The sequence below is a fragment of the Actinoplanes sandaracinus genome (genome assembly GCF_030009775.1).
Taxonomy (GTDB): Bacteria; Actinomycetota; Actinomycetes; order Mycobacteriales; family Micromonosporaceae; genus Actinoplanes; species Actinoplanes sandaracinus.
Map to the genome: position 1 here is coordinate 44936 of NZ_JASCTH010000028.1, position 21065 is coordinate 66000.

Consider the following 21065-nt stretch of genomic DNA (forward strand, 5'->3'; position numbering starts at 1 on the left):
GGTCAGTAATGGACGACGTCGGGGCCGTTCTGGGACGCCCCGCAATTTCTTCGCCAGTATTAGCGGCATGCAAGAGGTCGACGAGCAACGCGACGGCACTGGCCGCCGTCACCATGGCGATCCTTCCGTGCGGCTTAAGGCGCCTACCTCCTTTCTGTGGCGCTTCGGGCTTCAAGATCTTCGGGGCATCACCAGTGGCTGTCAAGATCACCGATGGCTAATGCCGCGAGGCTGCCGGCGGGGAGCCGATCGCTCGACGGTATTCCTAAGTGGCTGGACGCGAAACGAAATCCCAGATCGGTCCGCTCGCATGATTCCCTACGTTTCCGACCAGGATTCCGGACTATTTGGTTCGGGCTGCTTCCGCATTGTGGCGACCTTCACTGCCCCAGGGCGCTCGCAAAGGCGGAGAGATGTCCGGAGGTCGATGCGGGCCGCAGTGGAGGCCGGCGGCGCGGACCTTGTCGAAGAGGCGACTAGTGGGTGGCGTCCTTCGCTGCGGTTGGCGGGGAAGTGGTTACGCCACTTGGTGACCATGGGAGGGGGGCCCCGAGTGTCTCGGCGATCTGACCGTCGGGCAGGTCCGGTGTCTCGGCGCTGGCCGGTACGATCCGGGACCGGGCGGCGAGGCCTGCGCTGATGACAGCCGCGACCAGGCGAGTAGTCGCTCACGCTAGTCGTCAGTGAGCACGATCGGTACGGCTGCCGGATTCGGCGTCCATCTCACGTACCACTGATATCGATCTGAGGACACAGGGCACTTGCCTCGGGCCACCCGCGGGCAAGGGAACCGCTCCTGTGCGATTTCGCATTAGACCCGGTCGCCTGCTCGTCCATGAGTGCCGCACAAGACGGGACGTGAGGGCGAAGTCAAGATGTTAGAGAGGGGAGAGCGCAATGAGTCTGTTGGGAGAGTTTCGCAGGCTTCCTGCAGATTTGCTGGAGGAAATCCGGGCCACCCCGCGCGACGCCTACGACCGGCTTGCTGATCTTGACGACATGCTGGATCTTGACAGGTCATGGGAGCGACTGGCGAAGCTGATCGACAGAACAGGATTTCCCCTGAACCCCATCACCGCCGGCACTCCGTTCCCGGACGAGCACCATGCGTTCGGGCGGGCCGGTGGTTCACGGGCGCTCACCATCGAGGAAGTCGCAGCGGCTGCGGAGCGCCTGTCACAGGTTCCGTTCGACGTGCTGCAAGCCAATCTGCGGCCCCTGCTCGAAACGGAACCCATTAGCCCGCAGAGTTTTGAGTCTCAGATGCTTGGATGGCCATTCGATCCAAGGTTGGATGTCAATCGTTTGAAGGCCGAGCGAGAGCAAGCCGTTCGGATCACTCTCGCCGGTAGCTACAGCGATCTGGTCAGGTTCTTCTGTGTAGCGGCCGAAAAGCAGGACTGCACGGTCTTCTGGGTCGAGTAAGTGATGGAGTGCCGGCGCGTCCTCACAGCGTGTGAACCGGGGTTCGTCCGACGTTTCGGGTGGTGAGCCGAGGCGGTGGCTTGTGACCAAGCGCTGCTGCGCCCGGGTCCTGCGGTGTTCAGGCGCCTACCGGCGTGGGCGACTTCCGGGATCACGGCGCGGCCTTCGGCATCGTCAACATCGGCGTGATCAGCGACAGTGAACTTACTGCGGTCTATATATTAATTCGGTCGCGTCTATGCGTTAAGCTGCCGGGCGAGCAACGTGCCGAACACGGGGGAGGCGGCAGGTGGCGATTTCTTGGGCCGTACCAGGTGATCCGCAGTCGGTTTGCGGCTGGTCGCGCGGCACTTCATGACTTCCTCAGTTCCGGCGGACTCGGGTCCGGCGGACCTTCGTCCCCGTGTGCGGCCGACACCAGTGAGGCGATGAGCCGAGGAGAGGAATCTCGATGACGACCCGTGCACTCCGACCATCCACCATCAGCAGCGGACTCGTACGCCGGCGATGGCTGACAGCGACCGGGGCGGCGACCGTTGCCAGCGTGGTCATGCTGGGCCTGGCCCCGACCGCGGCGCAGGCGGCCGTCACCGAGACGACCGTCGAGCTTCCCTTCACCAGCGTGTCGGACGTGGTGGCAAGCAGTTCCAAGGTCTTCGTCAGCGGCGGCCGAACCAGCTCCACCATCGTGGTGACCAGCCCGTCCGGGGCGAACCAGCGGTTGATCGACAACCTGCCCGGGCCGACTGACCTGGAACTCAGCCCGGACGGCGGCGTCCTCTACGTCGCGTTGCCCAACGCCAATGAGATCGCGGCGATCAACACGGCGACACTGCAGGAGACCGCTCGATGGGAAACCGGCCTCGGTGAGTGCCCGTCCTCACTGGCCGTGGCCGAGCAGACGTTGTGGTTCGGTTACGGCTGTGATCAGTGGGGCGGCAACATCGGGCGGATCGACCTCGGGGCCCAGTCGCCGGCCGTGGCGACCGGTCTGTCTCCGGTGGGCTTCTACGCCCATCCGCTGCTCAGCGCGGGTCGCGACGACTCCGCTCGACTGTTCGCGGCGCAACCGGTGTTGAGCCCGTCATCGGTGACGGTGTTCAGCATCGCCGCCGGCGGCACCCTCGAGAGGATCGGGCAGACCGAGCATACGGCGGTGGGCAGCAACCTCCGGGACATCGCCATCGCTCCGGACGCGGACACCTTCTACACGGCGTCCGGTGCGCCGTACGAGATCGTGCAGTTCAAGTCCGACCAGCTTTCGGTGGCCCGCCGCCGGTTCGTGACAGGCCCCTATCCGAACGCCGTCGAGGTCTCCCACGACGGCACCCAAGTGGCGGCCGCGGCCGACGGCAACGGTTTGTACGTGTTCCGGCCCACCAGCGCACAGCCGACCAAGCTGTCGCTCACCGGATCGCAGAGCGTGATCGACCGGGGCATCGCCTGGGCGCCGAGCGGTGCCCGGCTCTACGCCGTGACCGCCCGGTCGTGGGCCTCCGAGCCGCCGCCGGCGGTCCTGCACATCTACACGGCATCGATCACCGCCAGCCGAATCGCCTGACCGACCCGGGGCGCCCGGCGAGGACGGGGCGTCCCGCCGGGCGCCCCCGGGACGAAGGTGATCGGCCCGGCACAAGCGGCGGTGACGCGCTCGGAGTCATCCGGATGCCTGACGTGCCGTTCGAGCCGGAGCTGAAGGTTCCCGCCGTCGACGCGGTGGCCGGCGACCGTCCGGCCGCGTGGATCAACGACAAGCTCCTCGAATGGGTCAACCGCCTCTGATCAGGCACTCGGCCTAGATCATGATCATCGTGACTCGGGTGGTCGTCCGGCCGTACGCCCAGATCGTTCTCCTGCTCCCGATTTTCGGAATGTCTGGGATGTACGGCGTGGTGTACCTGACCGACGGATCGTTAGCCAGGCGGGACTGGTTCAGCGTCGGCATCGGCCTGGTCTTCGTGCCCGCGAGCCTTGTCGGCGCGTGGTGGACGATCCGGCTCGGCGCGACCCTCGACGTCGAGGGCATCCACATCCGGGGCAGAGTCGACGGCCGCGACGAGTTCCTTCCAGGACCGCGGGCTGACCTGCAGATTATGAACGCTTTAGGCAGGCAGGGCGTATTCCAGAATCAGCGTTTCCTGAGCCATGGCCACCGCTGAAGTTGAACACTCACATGCCGCAGGCAATGCACGGTCGGTGTCCGCTGCGGCCGTGTCCGGGTCTCTCCGCTGCGCGCCGTGAGTCGGTGGGGTTGTGGCGTGTGGTCAGGGTGTGTGGTGGTTCGGGCCGGGTAGGCCGCAACCGGTCGGGCGTGCCGTTCACCCCTGGCGCCAAGGGTGATCATTCCGGGGCTGGGGGCAGCCGGCCGTCCGGCATCGCGTCAGCTGGGGTTTCCGGTGTTCACCGCGGTTGTTTCGCCGGCGGGGGTGGAGTCGAGGGCGTTGCCGAGTAGGGCTCGTAGGGCGTGGGCGTGTTGGTTGAGGGCGTTGCGGCCGGTGTCGGTGAGGCGTGCGGTGGCGCGGCGGCCGGTGCGGCGCACTTCGACGTAGCCGGCGTCTTGCAGGGTGGTCAGTTGTTTGCTGAGGGCGGAGTCGCTGAGTCCGGTGGCTTCGCGCAGGTAGCTGAAGTCGGCGTGTGCGGCGGGAGCGAGGAGGGACACGATGGAGAGCCGGACCGGGAAGTGCAGTAGTTCGTTGAAGCCGGCCGGCCGGGTGCTGGTCATGCCGGGTTCCGGAAGGTGCTTGCGGCGGCCTGGGCGGGTGCCATGGCGACGACCCACACGAGGGCGGCGGCGAGTCCTGCGATGGTGCCGTCGGCGGGGACGTCATACAGGCGCAGCAGTGTGCCGACGCCGATGAGTGTGGTGAGCACGGCCGTGCCGAACAGGACCATTGGCGTCCAGCGCTGGGCGCGGAGCCGTAGCCGCACGCCGGTGAGGCGTTCCAGCGCGAAGGCGAGGCTGATCATGACAACGACGGCGGTTAGCGCCATCGCGGTGCCCATCCATCCCGCCACGTCGTGACTGGCGGAGATCAGTACCAGCCCGGCCGCCGAACCGAAGTTGAACCAGGCCGGAACCCGGTGAGGGCTGCCTTGGCGCAGGGTCTGCTGCTGGCGCTTGTTGATCTCGGTGAGGGCCTGTGCGGCCTCGGTGGCGTCCATGCGAACCATTCCTTCCTGAGGGGAAAGTGTTGCCCGTGAGGCAACTATCGCAGAATCTTTCCTGGAAGGCAACAATGGTGGCGGGACACTTCCTGGGGTCCTGTGCCGCGCGCTCCAGCGCCAGGGAACTGGACCAGCTGTCGCTCGGCGTACAGCCGTCGTGCACCGACTGGGAGACGAGTTCGCTGGTGCACGTTGTGACGATGCAGTGCGCCGCACCGGTCGATTACGCGTTGCACCTGGAGCGTCACTGTCACCGACGTCCGACTCATGCCGATGAGCGGATGGCTTCAGCGTGGATCCGTCTCACTTATTTGCGCATCCTCCAGGTTGCGGATCATGGTGTGGAGGTTGGCGATCGTTTGTTCGTACTGTCGCTCGTCGAGGCCGGCTGTGGTGAGCTCGCGGATGTTCTGGACCTCGGTCGCCAGGCTCTTGAGAAGGTTGCGGCCGGCGTCGGTGAGGGTGAAAGTGCCGTCATCGTGGTGAACGAGTCTCTGCTGCGTGAGCGGATCGATGTGTTGCTGGACAGTCTCACCGACCACCTGGTCGAGGAATGGCGCCAAGGCGTCAGTGAGTGTCGCCGAGGAGCGGCCGCCGTCGGCGAGAGTGTTCAACATCTGCCATTGCCGGCGGCTGATGCCGCGCTCGCCGAGGGTGCTGTCGAACCGCTCCTCGATCAGGCGGTCGAGCTTGCGCAGGGCGTAGCCGATCGGGGGTTGACGACGCCTGCCTTTAGTTGTATTCATACAACAGTTGTAGCAGAATTCCAGTTGTATAGTTACAACTGTTGTAACGTAGTCCACGTGACGGCAGGCGAGCGAGGACCAGATGAGCTCATTGCCATGGCTCTCGTCCGGATCCGACGTGACCAACAAGCACGCCGCCTTCAGCGTCGTGCCGCACCGGGCGATCCGGGCGCTGCATCCGCCAACAACGCCGCCCGCTATCGCTACCTCGATGCCCTCGACGACTCCCGCACGGCCATGTCGATCTCCGAAATCGCCGATGCGATCGCGGTGGACCGGCCGCGCGCCAGCCGGCTGACCACGGAATTGATCGGCAAGGGGTACATCGAGCGGGAGCCGGCGCCTGGCGACTCGCGGTACACCCTGATCCGCCTCACCGCGCTGGGCAAAGAATTCGTCGCCGACATCCATGAGCACCGTCGACGAGGCGTGGCCGAGGCCCTCGCCGGGTTCACCGCAGAGGAATCACGCACACTCGCCGAACTCTTGGAACGGTTCGTCGACGCCTGGCCGCGGAACCCATCAGCTACCTGACACTGCTCGCTGGAACGCCTATCCGCGGGAACAGACACCGCGCGGCCACAACACAGGCCAGCCAGCTAGGAACATCCGGATCTGACGCTGATAACGAGCGGTCAGTCATGTGCTTGGTCCCGGACGTGGCCAACGCTGCGGAGATCCGGCGTGCGGTTCAGCTGCGGGGCGCGGCGGTCAATGATGTGGTGTCGGACTCCAGGACCGCCTGTGGGTGACGTATCTCAGCTGAGGAGTCGGTGCCGGGTACGGGGTGGTTCCGTTTCAAGATCCGTAGCATCGCAGGAGCATAGATCTTTGGGGATCGATCGATCTGCTGGATGTCCGTGCGGCTGAGCAGCGGAAACCTCAGGAAAGCAGTGGCTGCAGGGCGGGACGGAACCGACGGTCTCCCGTTTCCGGGCGTGAGGTCGTGCGCATCGGGCTCCCGATGCCTTGACCTGGTGATATCCGGATCGTGTGACGTGGGCAGCGGGGCTGTAGACGGGCGCTATGCGCGCATCGTGCTTCGCCCGCCTGAGCCTCTGGGTGAGAGTTTTCGCGGGTGAAGGATGGTTGGAGCCCCCGGTCGGGATCGAACCGACGACCTCCCGTTTACAAGACGGGTGCTCTGGCCATCTGAGCTACAGGGGCAGCGGGCATCAGCATAACGTCCTGCGATGCGGCCGCACTCTTGGCAGGTCGGAAGAAAACAAATACGGTGGCGGAGCTGTTCCTTCTACTCGGATCGTCCGGCACGTTCCTGCCGGTGGAAAGGAAGTCGTTTCACCATGGCTACCGTCACGTACGAGAAGGCCTCCCGGATCTACCCGGGCACTGAGCGTCCCGCCGTCAACGAGCTGAACCTCGAGATCAGCGACGGCGAGTTCCTCGTCCTGGTCGGCCCGTCCGGTTGTGGCAAGTCCACCAGCCTGCGCATGCTCGCCGGCCTGGAGGACGTGGACCGCGGCCGCATCCTCATCAACGACAGGGACGTCACGCACCTCCCGCCGAAGTCTCGTGACATCGCGATGGTGTTCCAGAACTACGCTCTCTACCCGCACATGACGGTGTACGAGAACATGGCGTTCGCCCTGAAGCTGCGCAAGACCCCGAAGGCGGAGATCGACCGGGCCGTCAAGGAGGCCGCCGCGCTGCTCCAGCTCGAGGAGTACCTGTCGCGTAAGCCGAAGGCGCTCTCCGGTGGCCAGCGTCAGCGTGTCGCCATGGGCCGCGCGATCGTGCGTCAGCCGCAGGTGTTCCTCATGGACGAGCCGCTGTCGAACCTCGACGCCAAGCTCCGCGTCCAGACCCGTTCGCAGATCGCCTCGCTGCAGGCGAAGCTCGGCGTCACCACCGTCTACGTGACCCACGACCAGGTCGAGGCCATGACCATGGGTCACCGGGTGGCGGTCATGCTGGACGGCGTGCTCCAGCAGGTGGACACCCCGCGGGCGCTCTACGACACCCCCGGCAACGTCTTCGTCGCCGGCTTCATGGGCTCGCCCGCCATGAACATCAAGACCGTGTCGCTGACCGAGGGTGGCGCCACCTTCGGCTCGCTGCACATCCCGCTCACCCGTGAGCAGATCGCCGCCGCGCAGGGTGGCGACGGCAAGGTCACTGTCGGCTTCCGCCCCGAGGCCGCCGACGTCGTCGGCGAGTCGCCCGACGCGCTGCCGATCGTGGTGGACCTGGTCGAGGACCTCGGCTCGGACGCCAACGTCTACGGTCACTCCGAGGTCGGTGGCGGCCAGGAGCGGTTCGTCGTCCGGACCGAGCGTCGCAGCATGCCGCAGATGGGCGAGACGGTCTACATCCGTCCGCTGACCAACGCGCTGCACCTCTTCAACGCCGGCTCCGGCGTCCGGATCTGACGCTGAACGACTGAGAAAGGGCGGTCTCCCGGCAGGGAGGCCGCCCTTTCAGCTCAACCGGCGAACGAACGGACGGGTCAACCGGCGAACGAGTAGATGACGTACTCGGTCTCGGTCGCGCACGTCACCGCCGAGGTGCTCCACGAGCAGGTCTCCGAGCGGACGTCCTCGAGCACGCCCAGATCCACCGGCTTCTCACCGACGTGGGCGCCGGACAGTCCCCGGTCGTCGACCGAGCTGCTCAGCCCCCGGGAGAAGCGCAGCACGTTCCCGGCGTCCAGGCGCACGGCGACGCCGAGGTTGTACCAGGCCTCCTTGCCGTCCACGAGCAGCGCGGTGCCCTCGTCGCCGACGGCCAGCAGCCCGTTGTCGCCGACCGGCACCAGGGCCTCGACCTCGGGCTGGGGTTTCTGCCAGGGTTCCTCACCGACCGCCATGATGACGTCGGTCTTCCGGTCGTACCCCTTGGTCAGGACGAAGCAGAGCAGCTTTCCGCAGGGGGTGAGCGACTTGATGTCCTCGGTGGACGATGCGGTGTGGAGGGTGACCGGCTGGGAACTCTCCAGGCTGCCCAGGTCGTACGAGAAGATCCGCTTGGTGGTGCCGGGTTCCAGGACGTAGAGGCGGCCGTCGTGGGCGACCACCTTGTCGCTCGTGCCGGCCACGCCGGGCCGTTTCCGCAGGGCGTTGCCGGTGTTCAGGTCCCGTACCGTCGCGGTCCGGTCGCTGTCGATCTGCACGAACCGTTGGTCGTCGTCCGTGTCGGGCGCGAAGATCCGCCCGTTGTCGCCGGCCGGGCCGTTCAGGTCGTCGGGTGTGGTGATCAGGTGGATCGTGGAGGCGTCGGGGTCGTCCAGCGACCACTTCTCCAGCCCGTCAGCCGTGCCGAGCCCGATCAGCTTGTCGGCCTCCCGGTTCACCCACACCATGATCTTCGAGCTCAGGTAGATGTCGTCGTTGGCGCCGAGCCGCTTCTCCCAGAGCACCTTGCCGTCGTAGATGGCGTCGAGCACCACCACCCGGCTCGTGCTGGTGGCGGAGTCGGTGCCCGAGATGAGGACCAGGGCCGACGGCAACGCGTACATCGATTTCCAGGAGGTGGCCTGCCCGGCCTGGTCGCTCTCCCAGAAGACCCGGCCGTCGCCGGTGTCGGCGGCCACCACATGCAGCCTGCCGGTGTCGTTCACGCTGGCGAAGTAGGCCCGTTCGCCGAGCACCTCGGTGTCGGCGAACGTCGAGCTGATCGGCACGAGCGGTGTGATCCGCTCGACCTGCTTGAGCGGGTGGTAGTCCAGCGCCGGATGGCCCGGCCAGAAGATCACCGCGGCGGCGGCGACGATCGCGACGACCACCGCGGCCGCGCCGCCGGCCAGCAGATAGGTGCGGATCCGCTTCCTACCCGGTTCCGGCACGGTCCAGGTGCCGTCCGGGTGCGGGGTGTACCCGCCGGGATGTCCGCCCGCGGCGATGGCGGCGGCCTCGGCGGTGGCCCAGGGGTCGACCGGGTCGGCGTACTGGACGTCGACCGGCGAACTCCGCGGTGCGGTGGCTGGCGTGGGCGCCGCCGCCTCGGACACCCCCGGCGCGTGGCGCATCGAATCCGTGAGCGCCGGGGTCACCTGCTGAGTTTCCTCGGAAGGCTCCGCCGGCTGCGTCTCGTCATCGCCCGGACCCGCCATGTCTCCGCCCCTCATCACCGCCATCGGCCCGTCATGGTACCGAGCCGGGCATAGATGATCAGTCTGGCGAGTGACCGAACCCCGGTCGGGAAACGATTGCCGAGTCGTGATTTACCCGTGGCTATCGTGGCGTCATGCGCATCGAACGAGTTACCGCCGAGCAAGACGTCCACAGCGCGGCAGACCTGTTCGACGCGCCGCCGATCGCGTCGGTGACTCGCCGCTTCCTCACCGACCCCACCCACCACCTGCTGCTGGCCTATGACGACGCGGACCGCCCGGTCGGCATGATCACCGGAGTCGAGACGACCCATCCCGACAAGGGCACCGAAATGCTGATCTACGAGCTCGGCGTGGCCCCGGTCGCCCGCCTCCAGGGTGTCGGCACCGCCCTGGTCGAGGCCCTCGCCGAGCTGGCCCGCAAAAACGGTTGCTACGGCATGTGGGTGGCCGCCGAGAGCGACAACAAGGCTGCTCTGGCCACCTACCGCCGCGCCGGCGCCGACGAGGAGATGACCTTCACCCTGCTCAGCTGGGACCTGACGAAATGATTTTCCGGTACGAGCCGGGCGGCCCCCGACCGCACCGGCGCGTACCGCGCTACCCCGCGACGCCGCCGCGCCGTCCCGGCCCTGCCGCGCCTCTCGGGCTGAGGCGAGCCGTCACCGGGCCTCAGGTGTTGACCAAGGTCGGTGGACGGTCCGAGGCCGGCCACACGTAAGGCAGATCCGCCGGCACGTCGGCGCCGAAGATCGGCCGGTAGAACTCCGGGTCCTTGCGGATCAGCGCCGACCGGTGGCTCAGATGCAGGGCCGCGTCGCCGAGCCAGGGTGGGAGGTCGCCGGCGGCGGCCAGGGCGTCCCGGGACCGGACCGACGCGGCGCCGACGGTGGCCCGCAAGTCGGTGAGCAGGGTGGCGGCGCAGGTGTCGGCGTTGCCGGTGGCGGTCCAGACCTCGCACATGTCCAGGCCGTAACGGACCAGGCCCTCTTCGTATCCGTGCCACATCTTGACCGCGGGGTGGTGCCGCCAGCCGTAACCGGGCACGGTCAGGCCACGCAGCACCTGGATGGTTTCGACGCGCTGCTTGCCGAGGCGTTTCGGGTCCAGGGCGCGGGCGCTCGCCAGGAAGTCCGGGAACGGCAGGAACGTCTGCATCCTCCGATTCTCCACACCCTCCGGCCCGGCGGACGGCCGTTCACCTCGGTGGGTGGCCCACGCCGGAAAGCGCGTGCGAAGAGCGCGCCGCGTGGACGTCGCGGGCGCGCTCTTCGCGGGAGTGACGGCTACTTCTTGTCGGGGGCCACGAAGCCGTCGATCGGCTCCTCGTGCAGGCGCGGGTCGTCGATGACCTGCTCGCCCGCCGGCTGCGGGTTCTCGCCTGCGGAGAATCCCGGTGCGGACGACTGCGCCGGCGTGGCCGGAGCGCCGCCGGCGTCGGTGGCGGAAGCGGACGGCGCGGCGGTGGCCGGAGCCGGGGATGCCACAGGAGCCGGGGTGGCGGCCGGGCCGGCGCCGTCGTCGGGCACGGTGTTCGCGGAGCGGGCGGTCCGGAGTGGGCTGCCGCCGAACGGCATCCCGGTGAACTCGGACTGGAAGTCGGTGATCTCCCGTTGCAGGGTGCTCACCGGGAGTGCCCCGCCGAGACCGCCGAGCAGCGGGAAGTCGGCCTGGTCGCGTTCCAGCCGCGGGGTGGCGATGGGCCGCTCGTCGGGAGCGGGCGTACGGGTCCCCGGAGTGGACGGCACCCCGGCCGGGGTCAGTCCGCCGAAGCCGGACAGGGTGCGGCCGACGAGCCCGTCCACCGGCACGTTGGCGACGCGCAGATCCTGGCCGGCGAGCGGCATCGGAACGCCCTGGACGGGCAGGCCGCCGAGCGGGCCGTCGGAGCCGCCGTCGGTCGGTCCACCGGATCCCGGTGCGGCGCCGGGCACGGTGCGGAGCACGTCGGCGGCGGGCACGATCCCCTGGCCGGCGGCCTTGGACTTGCGGTTCTTGGCGGGTTTGGCGTCCTCGGTCTGGGGTGTGCCCGGCGCCAGTTGCGCCAGGTGCCGGCCGGGACCGGGTTCGAGCTGGACCATCGGCTGACCGCTGAGGGGGTCCGAGGCGAGAGGGCTGCCCAGCTTCCAGCCGTTGGTCGGTTCCAACGCGTATCCGAGAGCGCTGCTCAGGGCTCCCCGGGCGGATCCGGCGACGGAGCCGGCTCCGGGAGCCACGGTCTCGTCCGCCAGGGCGGGCGCCGCCCCGAGAAGCAGGAATCCGCTCGCGATCGCTCCGGCACACCACAACTTGCGCACTGATCTTCTCCTGGCCACATCGGACGATGGGTTCGGTCGATACCCACCAAGTCGGACATAAGGTGTCGGATGGGGCAACGAGCGTCCCCACGGGCGGGTTCCGGCTGACTACGATTCGTGAACGTGAGCGCCGAGCCGATCGAAAAGATCCACAAGCATGCAGAGTCCGATGAGGACACCCGGCCTCACCTGGTGCTCTGTGGCGCCGACGCGCTGGTCTACACCCTCGCCGAAGAACTCACCAACTCACGGCACCGGATCCGCATCACGGTGATCACCCCGCACCGGATCCGCCCGGACGTGCCCGACCTCGCCCAGCTCGGCGACCTCGGTGTGGAGTGGCTCAAAGCCGACCGGCTGGACGAGCGGGCCTTCCGCGAGGCCGGCCTGACCGCGGCCTCGGCGCTCGCCCTCGTCATGCCGGACGACATGGTCAATCTGCACGCCGCGCTCTGCGCCCGCGAGGTCGAGGCGAACCTGCGCGTGGTGGTGCGGATGTTCAACACCGGGCTCGGGCAGAGCGTGGTCCGGCTCTTCCCGGACTGCGCGGTGCTCTCCGACGCCGAGATGGCCGCGCCGGCCTTCGTCGCGGCGGCACTCGGCGAGGTCGCGCCGACCCACTTCCGGCGCGCCGGCCGCACCCTCTATGTCGCGCATCGCGGAGACGTACCCGAGCGTCTGGCGGTGTTGACCCTGACCAGCGCGGCCGGCGACGGTGAGGTGAGCGTCCTGCCCGCCGAGCCGAAGAAGGCGGAGGCGAAGCCGTCCGACCTGGTGCTGGCCGAGGCCGTCGGCCGGCCCGCCGGGGAGGACGTGACCCGGAAACTGCTGACCAGAGCCGGGCGCCGCAGGCGGCCGCTGCGCACGGTCGGGCGGGCGCTGCGCGCGGCGCTCAGCCGCAAACTCGGCATCGCGGTGATGATCACGCTGGCCACCACGCTGATCGCCGGGCTGGTGCTGACGACATACGACGGCGAGGGCAAGGGCCTCTGGAAATCGGTCTACATGACGCTGCTGACCGCCGTCGGCTCGTCCGATGTGGAGATCGACCGCAATCCGGTGGCGCAGGCCGCCCAGCTGGTGCTGACGATCGCCGGGCTCGCGCTGATCCCGCTGATCACCGCCGCGGTGGTGGACGGCATGGTGAACGCGCGGCTCGCGCTCACCCAGGGCCGGATCGTCGGCGAGTTGAGCGACCACATCGTGCTGGTCGGGCTCGGCAACGTCGGCACCCAGGTGCTGCGCCAGCTCACCGACCTCGGGTTGCGGGTCGTCGCGATCGACCGGGCCGCGGACGCGCGAGGAATCAAGACCGCGCAGCGCCGGGGCGTTCCGGTGATCGTGGGTGACGCCTCCGCCGAGGCCACACTGCGGGCCGCCTCGATCGACACCTGCCGGGCGCTGGTCGTGCTCTCCACCGACGACACGGTGAATCTGCAGGCGGCGCTGCAGTCCCGGGTCGCCCGCCCGGACCTGCGGGTGGTGCTCCGTCTCTTCGACGACGACTTCGCGCAGCGGGTCGAGTCGGCTTTCCAGATCAACACCTCGCGCAGCGTCTCCCGGATCTGCGCGCCCGTCTTCGCGGCGGCCCTGCTGGAACGCGACGTGCACGCCACCATTCCGGTCGACCGGCACTCGGTGCTGGTCGCGACGGTCACCGTCGCCGCGATGTCCCCACTGGACGGAGCGCCGCTGGACCACGCCGACCACCCGGGCGAGGCGCGGGTGATCGGCATGTCAGCGGCCGGGGAAGGCTGGGTCGACTGGGTGCCGGACCCACGCCGGGTGCTGGCCGAGGGCGACGAGATCCTGGTGGTGGCCCGCCGTAGAGGCCTGCGGGTACTCGCCGAACTGGCCAGTCCGCCGCTGAGTCCCCACCGCTAGAGCGACCCGCTCAGTGAGTCCGCCTCGACGCCCAGCACGGCCTGCTCGTCCGGCTTGTTGACCAGCACGTCGGTGAGGTAACTCTGCACCGCCGGGCCCATCCCGACATCCCGCCCGGCCTTCTCGGAGAGCAGCCACTTGTGCTGGATGATCTGCGAGTAGATCTCCTGCGGCTCCAGCTTGCGGCGCAGGTGCGCCGGCACCGCCCGCACCACCGGCTCGAACACCTCGGTCAGCCAGCGGTGCGCGGCCTGCTGCTCGTCTTTCAGGTGGCTCTCGGCGCGATAGGCGTCCAGGTCGTTGAGCAACTGGCGGGCCTGGTTCTCCTCGGCGTCCAGGCCGGTCAGCCGCATCAGCCGCCGGGTGTGGTAACCGGCGTCGACGACTTTTGGGCGCACCAGGAACGTGCCGTCGTCCGACGTGGACATCAACACCTCGGCGACGTCGAAGCCCAGCTCGTTGAGCCGCCGGATGCGCCGCTCGACCTGATGCCGGCAGCCGCGCTCCACCTCCTGCTCGTAGGTGACCTCATGCCACAGCCGCTCGTAGCGCGCCACGATGTCGTCGACCACCGTCTCCGGGTCGATCGACTCGTGCAGCAGTTCGGCGGCCTGCAGGTCCAGGCACTCGCCGAAGATGTTCAGCCGCAGGATCTCGATGTCCTCGCTGCGCTGCCCCTCGGACAGTTTCGGGTAGAGATTGCCGGTCTCGGCGTCCACCAGATAGGCGGCGAACGCGCCCGCGTCCCGCCGGAACAGGGTGTTCGACAGCGAACAGTCGCCCCACGAGAAACCGGTCAGGTGCATCCGCACCACCAGTGCGGCGAGCGCGTCGAGCAGCCTGTTCATGGTGTCGGGCCGCAGCACGTGGGAGAACAGCGCGCGGTACGGCAGGGAGAACTGTAGATGCCGGGTGACCAGGACGGTCTCCAGCGGCTCACCTTCCGGGGTCTGCCGGTCGGTGGCGATGGCGATCGCCTCGACGGCCGGGAAGTCGATCCGCTCCAGGGCGCGGAGCAGGTCGTACTCCTTCTCGGCGATCCGCTCGCGGGTCTCCTTCATGGCGTAGACCACGCCGTTCAGCTTCACGAACCGGACGATGTGCCGCGAGATGCCCTGTGGCAGTGCGACCAGATGATCGGCCGGCCAATCCTCCAGCGGGATGTGCCACGGCAGATCCAGCAGCGCGGGGTCGATGAGGGCGGAGGTGATGCGCACGGACCAAGTGTGCCGGTTCGTGCGGCGAGTCGTGCCCGCACGTGGCTCGTTACACAGGTGCGAAAACGCCCACGACGTACGGGAGTGGCATGCGACGCAAGACAGGCATCGTCATCGGAGCGTGCGCCGCCCTGGCGCTGGCCGGATCGGCCGGCGCGGTGGTGTCGGCGCGGAACAGCGATCGCCCGGTCGGCACCTGGCACGAAGCGCCCGCGGTCGCCGCCGCCGCGCCCACTCCGGTGGCCCACCACGGGTCGGCGCCGGCCGGCCGGGTGGGCGACCCACGAGTCACATCAGTCCCACCAACCACATCGGACACGCCGAACACGCCGGACGCGTCGGCTCCCCGGCCGGGCACGGTGTCGGCGGAGCCGTCGCCCGCCGCCTCGGCGTCGCACCCGGCCGACCACCGGCTGGAATCGGCGACGGTCAAGGAGGCCGGCCGCCAGCGGATCGGCCGGCTCCTCCCGGTCGACAGCGTGCTCGGCTACCTGTCCGGGCCGCAGCGGCAGGAGTTCGCCTACCCCGGCGCCTCCTACGTCAAGGTGCACTTCGACCGGCTCGCCATGCTGCCGGGCGACTACGTGACGGTGTCGAACCCGAAGGGCACCGAGTCGTACCGCTACGAGGCCGACGCCGACGGCCGCTGGGCGATGTCGGTCACCGGCGACACCGCGATCGTCGAGGTGCACCGCAAGGTCAATCCGCTCGGCCTCGGCAACGCCCTCGGCGGCCTCGGCATCGGGATCGACAAGGTGGCCCGTGGCGATCAGCGCAGGCCGCCTCGGGAGAACCGGTCGAACCGCTCGCCGGAGAGGCTGGACCGCTCGCCGGCCGGCCCCGGGCGGGAGGAGTCGGTCTGCGGCACGGACACCTCGACCGACGCGGTCTGTTACGAGTCCAAGGACCCGGCCGCCTACACCAAATCGAAGGCGATCGCCCGGCTCCTGATCAACGGCACCGAGCTGTGCACCGGCTGGCGAGTCGGCGCGAAGAACCGCATGATCACCAACAACCACTGCCTGACCAGCTCGGACGAGGCGTACGACACCGAAGTGTGGTTCAACTACCAGTGCGCCAAGTGCGGTGGTTTCGACGTCTTCAAGCCGACGAAGGTCTGGGGCGACCAGGTGCTCGCCACCGACAAGACCTACGACTACACCCTCTTCACCGTGGACGGCTTCGAGTCTATCCAGAAGTTCGGCTTCCTCACGCTCGACACCGTCCGGCCGCGCAAGGGCGAGGAGCTCTACGTGCCGCAGCACCCGGCCGGTGAGCCGGCCCGGATCGCGGGCAGCCAGGGCGAGGCGGCCGGCACTTGCGCCGTCGACAACCCCGACTACACCGGGTACGCCCCGCATTCCGACGTCTCGTACTTCTGCGACACCGCCGGTGGTTCGTCCGGTTCGCCGGTCATCTCACGCCGCACCAACAAGGTGGTGGCGCTGCATCACTTCGGCGGATGCCCGAACTCCGGGGTCCGGGGCGATCTGCTGGCCGGGCGGTTGCGTACGTACCTCTAGTTTTAGAGGGTGACCGACAAGATCGCCCGAAGCTGGTGGCCCGACGTGCTGGCGCTGGCCGCGTTCGCGGCCCTGACCGTCGCCCTGGCCCGAGGCCACCTGCTGGACCTGGACCAGCGGGTGGCCGAGTGGGCCTTCGACCAGCACGGCCAGCGTCAGGTGTACTGGACCGCCCGGGTCGTCAACTACCTGGGCCAGGGCGGGCAGGTGCTGATGCCGGTGGCGGCGATCCTGACCTTCCTGCTGTTCCGGAGGACCCGGTCGATCCGGGCGGCGATGCCCTTCGCCGCGGCCTTTCTTCTGACGATGTTCACCATCGGCCCGGCGAAGGTCTTCTTCGACCGGGCCGCGCCGCGATTCCCCGGCCCGGACAAGACCATCCTGTTCAACCCGAGCGCCTTCGGCAAGGCAGCACAGAGCTATCCGTCCGGCCACGTCGCTAACGCGTTCGTCTGGTATGCGGTGATCGCACTGCTCCTCGCCGCGCTCCTGGGCCGCGCCCTGTCCCGCCAAGAGACACTGCTGGTCCGGGTGCTGCCGGTGGTGATCGTTTTCATCACGACGGTGTACACCGGGTTCCACTGGCTCACCGACTCGATCGCCGCGCTCTTCCTCGGACTGGTCCTGGCCCGCCTGCTGGAACGAATCCCGTGGGACCGCGTCCCGCTCCCGGCCGTCTCGCAGCGCTGGGGCCGGCCGGTCGGTCTCTAGATCCGCTCTCCGGCGCGCATGACGTGCTTGAGGCGCAGGCCGTCGTCGAGGACGACCAGGTCGGCGCGGAGGCCCGGGGCCAGGGCGCCGCGGTCCGCCAGTCCGAGCAGGCGGGCCGGGGTGGTCGAGGCCATCCGGGCCGCGTCGGTCAGGGACACGCCCGCGGCGACCGCGTTGCGCACCGCCACGTCCATGGTGAGCGTGCTCCCGGCGATCGAACCGCCCTCGGCCAGGCGGGCCACCCGGTCGGCGACCACGACCTCCTGGCCGCCGAGTTCGTAACGGCCGTCGGGCATGCCGGTGGCGTCCATCGCGTCGGTGATCAGCACGGCCCGGTCCGGCCCGACGCTGCCGGCGGCGAAGGCCAGCATGCCGGGGTGCAGATGGATGCCGTCGGCGATCAGCTCACACGCGACCGACGAGGAGAGCAGGCCGACGACCGGGCCCGGCTCGCGGTGGTGCGGTGGGCGCATGCCGTTGAAGAGGTGGGTGGCGACGGTAGCGCCCGCGGCCACTCCGGCGTGGGTCTGGTCGTACGTCGCATCGGTGTGCCCGATCGCGGCGAGCACCCCGTGGTCGCGCAGAAGAGCGATGGCCTCCAGGGCGCCGGGCAGTTCGGGGGCGACGGTCATCATCCGTACCGCGCCCTCACCGATCTTGATCAGTTCGACGATCTCGGCCGGCACCGGGTCGCGCAGGTAGGCGGGATTCTGTGCGCCACACCGCACCGCGGACAGGTACGGCCCCTCGAAATGGACACCTGCCAGCACGCCTTCGTCGACCAGCGGCCGGAAGGAGGCAGTGGCCGACCGCATCAGCTCGAACGGCGAGCTGACCAGGCTGGCCAGCATCGTGGTGGTGCCGTGGCCGAGGTGGAAGGCGGCGGCGCCGTGGGCGGCCGCCACCGAGCCGGTGGTGAAGGTGTGGCCGCCGCCGCCGTGGCAGTGCAGGTCGACGAAGCCGGGCACGATCACGTCGTCGCCCACGGTATCGTCCGGCACGATCGCGGCGATCCGGCCGCCGTCGAGGTCGAGGTGTCCGGGGACGACCGCGCCGGGGGTGACGATCCGGCCGGAGATTCGGGTCACGGGGCGCCTTTCAAACTGTCCAGGGCCAGAAGCGCCGAGCCGAGGCAGCCGGCGGTGTCGCCCAGCTCGACCCGGACGATCTCGGGGGAGCGGTGGAAGGTGACCCGCTGGGCGACCGCGTCCCGGACCGGGTCGACCAGGGCGTCCCCGGCTTCGGCGAGACCGCCGCCGAGCACCACCACACCGACGTCGTAGAGCGCCTGCGCGGTGACCAGTCCGTCGGCGAGGGCTTCGACGGCGTCCTGCCAGACCCGCCCGGCCAGTTCGTCACCCTTCGCGGCGCGGGTGGCCACGTCGAACGCGGTGGCTCCGGGTTCGCCGGACAGGTGCGCGTACCGCCGCCCGACCGCCTTGGCCGACGCTTCCGCCTCCAGGCAGCCGCGCAGCCCGCAACCGCACGGTGTGCCGCCCGGCCGGACCACGACGTGCCCGAGCTCGCCGGCGGCGCCGTGCGCGCCCGGATATCCCCGGCCGTCGATGATCAGGCCGCCGGCGATGCCGGTGCCGATCGCCACGAACAGCACATGTCGCCGTCCGCGCCCGGCGCCGAGGCGGGCTTCGGCGAGGGCGCCGACGCGGACGTCGTGGCCGAGCGCGGCGGGGATCCCCAGCCGTCGCACGGCGAGATCCCTCAGCGGTACGTCACGGAAGCCCACGTTCGCCGACCAGACCGCGACACCGTTGGCCTCGTCCACGACCCCCGGCACCGCGATGCCTGCGGCGACGGGGGTGAGCCCGTCGGCGCGGGCTCTGGCGGCCAGTGACTCGGCGACCGACAGGATCGTCTCGGTGACCGCCTCGGGGCCACGGTCGGCCCGGGTGGGGTGCCGTTCCTCGTGGTGAACCGTGCCGTCCGGTCGCACCAGGGCGCACTTCATCCCGGTGCCGCCCACGTCGAGGGCTACCACCGCCTGGTGCGAAGGGTTCACGTGAGGACTACGGAACGCGTGAGGTTGCGCGGATTGTCCGGGTCGAGGCCCTGTGTGGTGGCCAAGGCCAGAGCGACACGCTGGGCCAGGATCAGGTCGGCCATCGGGTCGAGCGGGGCACGCCCGCTGAGCCAGCGCCCGATCGAGCCGTAACCGCCGTGGTGCCTGCTGTGCACGAACGCGGCGCCGGTCCGTTCGACCTCCTCGGCCAGCCCGGCCGGGACGTCACCGAACGCCCAGACCACGCGGCGCGGCCCGGCGATCGAGATGGGGCCGTGCCGGTAGTCCATGGCCGGGTACGACTCGGTCCAGAACCCGGCGGTCTCCCGGCATTTCAGTGCGGCCTCCTCGGCGAGCCCGACGGTCCAGCCGCGGCCGAGGAAGGTGATCTGGTCGACCAGCGCCGGGTGCACCGGCAGCGGCAGCCGGATGGCGACCTCGGCGTCGGCTGCGGCGGCCTCGATGTCGTGGCCGAGGTGGGCGCGGAGGGTGGCGAGCACGCTGGTGGCGAAACGGGTCTGCACGACGGATTTCTCGTCGGCGAAGTCGAGCACCACGGCGTCGGTGGCGATCTCGGCGGCCGGCTCGGCGCTGTCGGCGGTGAACACGGTGACCGGGGTGTGCTCCCGGACGGTCCGCATCACGTCGAGCGTCTCGGTGGTGGCGCCGGACCGGGTGATCGCGATCAGCCGGTCGTACCGCCGGGCGGACGGGAAGTCGGAGGCCTGGAAGGCGTCGGTCTCGCCGTGCTCCAGTTGTTCCCGGAGGACCGCGTACGACTTGGCCATGAACCAGGAGGTGCCGCAGCCGACGACGGCGACGCGCTCGCCACGGGCCGGAAGTCCCGGTGTCTCGGCTAATTTCGCCGCCTGTCGCCAGCACTCGGGTTGTGTGGCGATCTCCGCTTTGACATGGCTCATGTCTGTTTCCTCACCGGTAGATGCTGCGCATTCGCGCTCGGTTCCCGGGTCTTTCGCGCGTTATTGTGCTCACGGTGCTGCCCCTGGGGCAAGTTCTCAAGGTCCTTCGCGCATCAGGTCGCTTTGCTTCCGGGCCTTTCGCGCACTAATGTGCACACACTTATCATGGAACGTGCATCGGGGAGTGGTGGGTGGACCGGTACGCGCGGTGGAATGCCCTGCTAGAGCTACTCACGGAGAGCGGGCGGGTGACCGTCGAGGAGGCTTCCGAGCGTCTCGACGTGTCCCAGGCCACCATTCGCCGCGACTTCGATCAGCTCGCCCAACAGCAGATGATCACCCGGACCCGTGGTGGTGCGGTCGCCAACGGAGTCTCCTACGACCTGCCGCTGCGCTACAAGAGTGCCAAGCACTCCGCTGAGAAGCAGCGCATCGGCGAGGCCGCGGCCCGCCTGGTCACGCCCGGCACCGTCGTCGGCCTCAACGGCGGCACCACGATCACCGAGGTGGCCCGGGCCCTGGCGGTCCGCCCCGACCTCAACGCCGGTGGTGAGGGCTCTCAACTCACGGTGGTGACCAACGCCCTGAACATCGCGAACGAGCTGTTGCTCCGGTCGCGCATGAAGATCGTGGTCGCCGGTGGCGTGGTCCGCCCGCAGTCCTTCGAGGTGGTCGGCCCGCTCGGCGGCGCCCTCCTCAAGGAGGTCACCCTCGACATCGTGCTGCTCGGCGTGGACGCCCTGGACGTCGAACTCGGCGCCGCCTCGCACCACGAGGGCGAGGCCTCGATGAACAGCCTGATGGTCGCCCGGGCCAAGCGGGTGGTCGTCATCGCCGACTCGTCCAAGCTCGGCGGCCACGCGTTCGCCCGGATCTGCCCGATCGGCAAGGTCGAGACCCTGGTCACCGACTCCGGCGCGCCCGCCTCGACGATCGCCGCCTTCCGGGAGGCCGGGGTGGACGTGATCACCGCCTGAGTCCCTAGGCCGGCCGTGGTCGGGGGGTCGAGGGGACCACTTGCGGGTGTCGGCAATATGGACGTTCAGTAGCGACCCGATCGCCTGGGGTAGCGTCTGCGGGGTTCGTCAGCG

19 protein-coding genes and 1 tRNA gene are annotated in these 21065 nt (G+C 69.1%); 10 read left to right on the forward strand and 10 right to left on the reverse strand.

Features of this window, described 5'->3' with window-relative positions; translation table 11 throughout:
- Positions 1-897: 897 nt before the first annotated feature.
- The 3 genes from QLQ12_RS35075 (at position 898) to QLQ12_RS35085 (ending at position 3584) form a co-directional block, all read left to right on the forward strand.
- Positions 898-1425 carry a DUF1877 family protein gene (locus tag QLQ12_RS35075; protein WP_282765096.1) on the forward strand — a complete coding sequence of 176 codons (528 nt, stop codon included), beginning with the start codon at positions 898-900 and terminating at the stop codon, positions 1423-1425.
- Between the two features lie 451 nt (positions 1426-1876).
- The gene (locus QLQ12_RS35080; RefSeq protein WP_282765097.1) at positions 1877-2986 is read left to right on the forward strand and encodes a YncE family protein; all 1110 of its coding nucleotides are present in this window, start codon (positions 1877-1879) and stop codon (positions 2984-2986) included.
- A gap of 241 nt (positions 2987-3227) precedes the next feature.
- Positions 3228-3584 (forward strand): hypothetical protein, encoded by a 357-nt coding sequence (locus tag QLQ12_RS35085; protein ID WP_282765098.1) that lies wholly within the window; start codon positions 3228-3230, stop codon positions 3582-3584.
- 221 nt (positions 3585-3805) lie between these two features.
- On the opposite strand, the gene QLQ12_RS35090 is transcribed toward QLQ12_RS35085, so the two are convergent.
- Positions 3806-4147, reverse strand: a complete 342-nt coding sequence (locus tag QLQ12_RS35090; protein WP_282765099.1) for a transcriptional regulator — start codon at positions 4145-4147, stop codon at positions 3806-3808.
- Positions 4144-4587 (reverse strand): hypothetical protein, encoded by a 444-nt coding sequence (locus QLQ12_RS35095; RefSeq protein WP_282765100.1) that lies wholly within the window; start codon positions 4585-4587, stop codon positions 4144-4146. The genes QLQ12_RS35090 and QLQ12_RS35095 overlap by 4 nt, the downstream gene beginning before the upstream one ends.
- 35 nt (positions 4588-4622) lie before the next feature.
- On the opposite strand from QLQ12_RS35095, the gene QLQ12_RS35100 reads away from it, so the two are divergent.
- Positions 4623-5870 carry a MarR family winged helix-turn-helix transcriptional regulator gene (locus QLQ12_RS35100; protein WP_282765101.1) on the forward strand — a complete coding sequence of 416 codons (1248 nt, stop codon included), beginning with the start codon at positions 4623-4625 and terminating at the stop codon, positions 5868-5870.
- A gap of 556 nt (positions 5871-6426) precedes the next feature.
- Here the strand turns inward: QLQ12_RS35100 and QLQ12_RS35105 are convergent.
- A tRNA-Thr gene (locus QLQ12_RS35105) sits at positions 6427-6503 on the reverse strand.
- Between the two features lie 137 nt (positions 6504-6640).
- Between QLQ12_RS35105 and QLQ12_RS35110 the strand changes: the two genes are divergently transcribed.
- Positions 6641-7726 (forward strand): ABC transporter ATP-binding protein, encoded by a 1086-nt coding sequence (locus QLQ12_RS35110; protein WP_282765102.1) that lies wholly within the window; start codon positions 6641-6643, stop codon positions 7724-7726.
- 77 nt (positions 7727-7803) lie between these two features.
- On the opposite strand, the gene QLQ12_RS35115 is transcribed toward QLQ12_RS35110, so the two are convergent.
- Positions 7804-9345, reverse strand: a complete 1542-nt coding sequence (locus QLQ12_RS35115; protein WP_282765103.1) for an outer membrane protein assembly factor BamB family protein — start codon at positions 9343-9345, stop codon at positions 7804-7806.
- Positions 9346-9539: 194 nt separating this feature from the next.
- Here QLQ12_RS35115 and QLQ12_RS35120 point away from each other — a divergent pair, with 194 nt between their 5' ends.
- Positions 9540-9956 (forward strand): GNAT family N-acetyltransferase, encoded by a 417-nt coding sequence (locus QLQ12_RS35120; RefSeq protein WP_282765104.1) that lies wholly within the window; start codon positions 9540-9542, stop codon positions 9954-9956.
- Positions 9957-10077: 121 nt separating this feature from the next.
- Here QLQ12_RS35120 and QLQ12_RS35125 read toward each other — a convergent pair whose 3' ends face one another.
- Positions 10078-10563: an MSMEG_6728 family protein gene (locus tag QLQ12_RS35125; protein WP_282765105.1), complete on the reverse strand. Its 486-nt coding sequence runs from the start codon at positions 10561-10563 to the stop codon at positions 10078-10080.
- Between the two features lie 128 nt (positions 10564-10691).
- The gene (locus QLQ12_RS35130) at positions 10692-11702 is read right to left on the reverse strand and encodes a hypothetical protein (protein ID WP_282765106.1); all 1011 of its coding nucleotides are present in this window, start codon (positions 11700-11702) and stop codon (positions 10692-10694) included.
- A 123-nt stretch (positions 11703-11825) separates the two neighbouring features.
- Here QLQ12_RS35130 and QLQ12_RS35135 point away from each other — a divergent pair, with 123 nt between their 5' ends.
- On the forward strand, positions 11826-13586 hold the full coding sequence (locus QLQ12_RS35135) for an NAD(P)-binding protein (RefSeq protein ID WP_282765107.1): 1761 nt from the start codon (positions 11826-11828) through the stop codon (positions 13584-13586).
- Here the strand turns inward: QLQ12_RS35135 and QLQ12_RS35140 are convergent.
- Positions 13583-14803: a DUF4032 domain-containing protein gene (locus QLQ12_RS35140; RefSeq protein ID WP_282765108.1), complete on the reverse strand. Its 1221-nt coding sequence runs from the start codon at positions 14801-14803 to the stop codon at positions 13583-13585. The two genes, QLQ12_RS35135 and QLQ12_RS35140, sit on opposite strands and share 4 nt — an antisense overlap.
- A gap of 89 nt (positions 14804-14892) precedes the next feature.
- Here QLQ12_RS35140 and QLQ12_RS35145 point away from each other — a divergent pair, with 89 nt between their 5' ends.
- Positions 14893-16326 (forward strand): trypsin-like serine peptidase, encoded by a 1434-nt coding sequence (locus QLQ12_RS35145; RefSeq protein WP_282765109.1) that lies wholly within the window; start codon positions 14893-14895, stop codon positions 16324-16326.
- 9 nt (positions 16327-16335) lie between these two features.
- A complete protein-coding gene (locus QLQ12_RS35150) occupies positions 16336-17037 on the forward strand; it encodes a phosphatase PAP2 family protein (protein ID WP_282765110.1) in 702 nt (233 codons plus the stop codon).
- On the opposite strand, the gene nagA is transcribed toward QLQ12_RS35150, so the two are convergent.
- From nagA to QLQ12_RS35165, 3 genes are read right to left on the reverse strand one after another with little or no spacing between them, the layout of a single operon-like run.
- Positions 17034-18125 carry an N-acetylglucosamine-6-phosphate deacetylase gene (gene nagA / locus QLQ12_RS35155; RefSeq protein ID WP_282765111.1) on the reverse strand — a complete coding sequence of 364 codons (1092 nt, stop codon included), beginning with the start codon at positions 18123-18125 and terminating at the stop codon, positions 17034-17036. The genes QLQ12_RS35150 and nagA overlap by 4 nt on opposite strands.
- Entirely contained in the window at positions 18122-19054 is a 933-nt protein-coding gene (locus QLQ12_RS35160) for an ROK family protein (RefSeq protein WP_282765112.1), read from the reverse strand. The genes nagA and QLQ12_RS35160 overlap by 4 nt, the downstream gene beginning before the upstream one ends.
- Entirely contained in the window at positions 19051-19974 is a 924-nt protein-coding gene (locus QLQ12_RS35165) for an SIS domain-containing protein (RefSeq protein WP_282765113.1), read from the reverse strand. Before QLQ12_RS35165 ends, QLQ12_RS35160 begins: the two co-directional genes overlap by 4 nt.
- 191 nt (positions 19975-20165) lie before the next feature.
- Between QLQ12_RS35165 and QLQ12_RS35170 the strand changes: the two genes are divergently transcribed.
- Entirely contained in the window at positions 20166-20951 is a 786-nt protein-coding gene (locus QLQ12_RS35170) for a DeoR/GlpR family DNA-binding transcription regulator (RefSeq protein ID WP_282765114.1), read from the forward strand.
- Positions 20952-21065: the final 114 nt, after the last annotated feature.

Coding starts and splice junctions, on each gene's coding strand:
- QLQ12_RS35080 (WP_282765097.1), top strand. CDS start 1,877: ATGACGACCCGTGCACTCCGACCATCCACCATCAGCAGCGGACTCGTA.
- QLQ12_RS35090 (WP_282765099.1), bottom strand. CDS start 4,147: ATGACCAGCACCCGGCCGGCCGGCTTCAACGAACTACTGCACTTCCCG.
- QLQ12_RS35125 (WP_282765105.1), bottom strand. CDS start 10,563: ATGCAGACGTTCCTGCCGTTCCCGGACTTCCTGGCGAGCGCCCGCGCC.
- QLQ12_RS35085 (WP_282765098.1), top strand. CDS start 3,228: ATGATCATCGTGACTCGGGTGGTCGTCCGGCCGTACGCCCAGATCGTT.
- QLQ12_RS35165 (WP_282765113.1), bottom strand. CDS start 19,974: ATGAGCCATGTCAAAGCGGAGATCGCCACACAACCCGAGTGCTGGCGA.
- QLQ12_RS35120 (WP_282765104.1), top strand. CDS start 9,540: ATGCGCATCGAACGAGTTACCGCCGAGCAAGACGTCCACAGCGCGGCA.
- QLQ12_RS35110 (WP_282765102.1), top strand. CDS start 6,641: ATGGCTACCGTCACGTACGAGAAGGCCTCCCGGATCTACCCGGGCACT.
- QLQ12_RS35075 (WP_282765096.1), top strand. CDS start 898: ATGAGTCTGTTGGGAGAGTTTCGCAGGCTTCCTGCAGATTTGCTGGAG.
- QLQ12_RS35145 (WP_282765109.1), top strand. CDS start 14,893: ATGCGACGCAAGACAGGCATCGTCATCGGAGCGTGCGCCGCCCTGGCG.
- QLQ12_RS35095 (WP_282765100.1), bottom strand. CDS start 4,587: ATGGACGCCACCGAGGCCGCACAGGCCCTCACCGAGATCAACAAGCGC.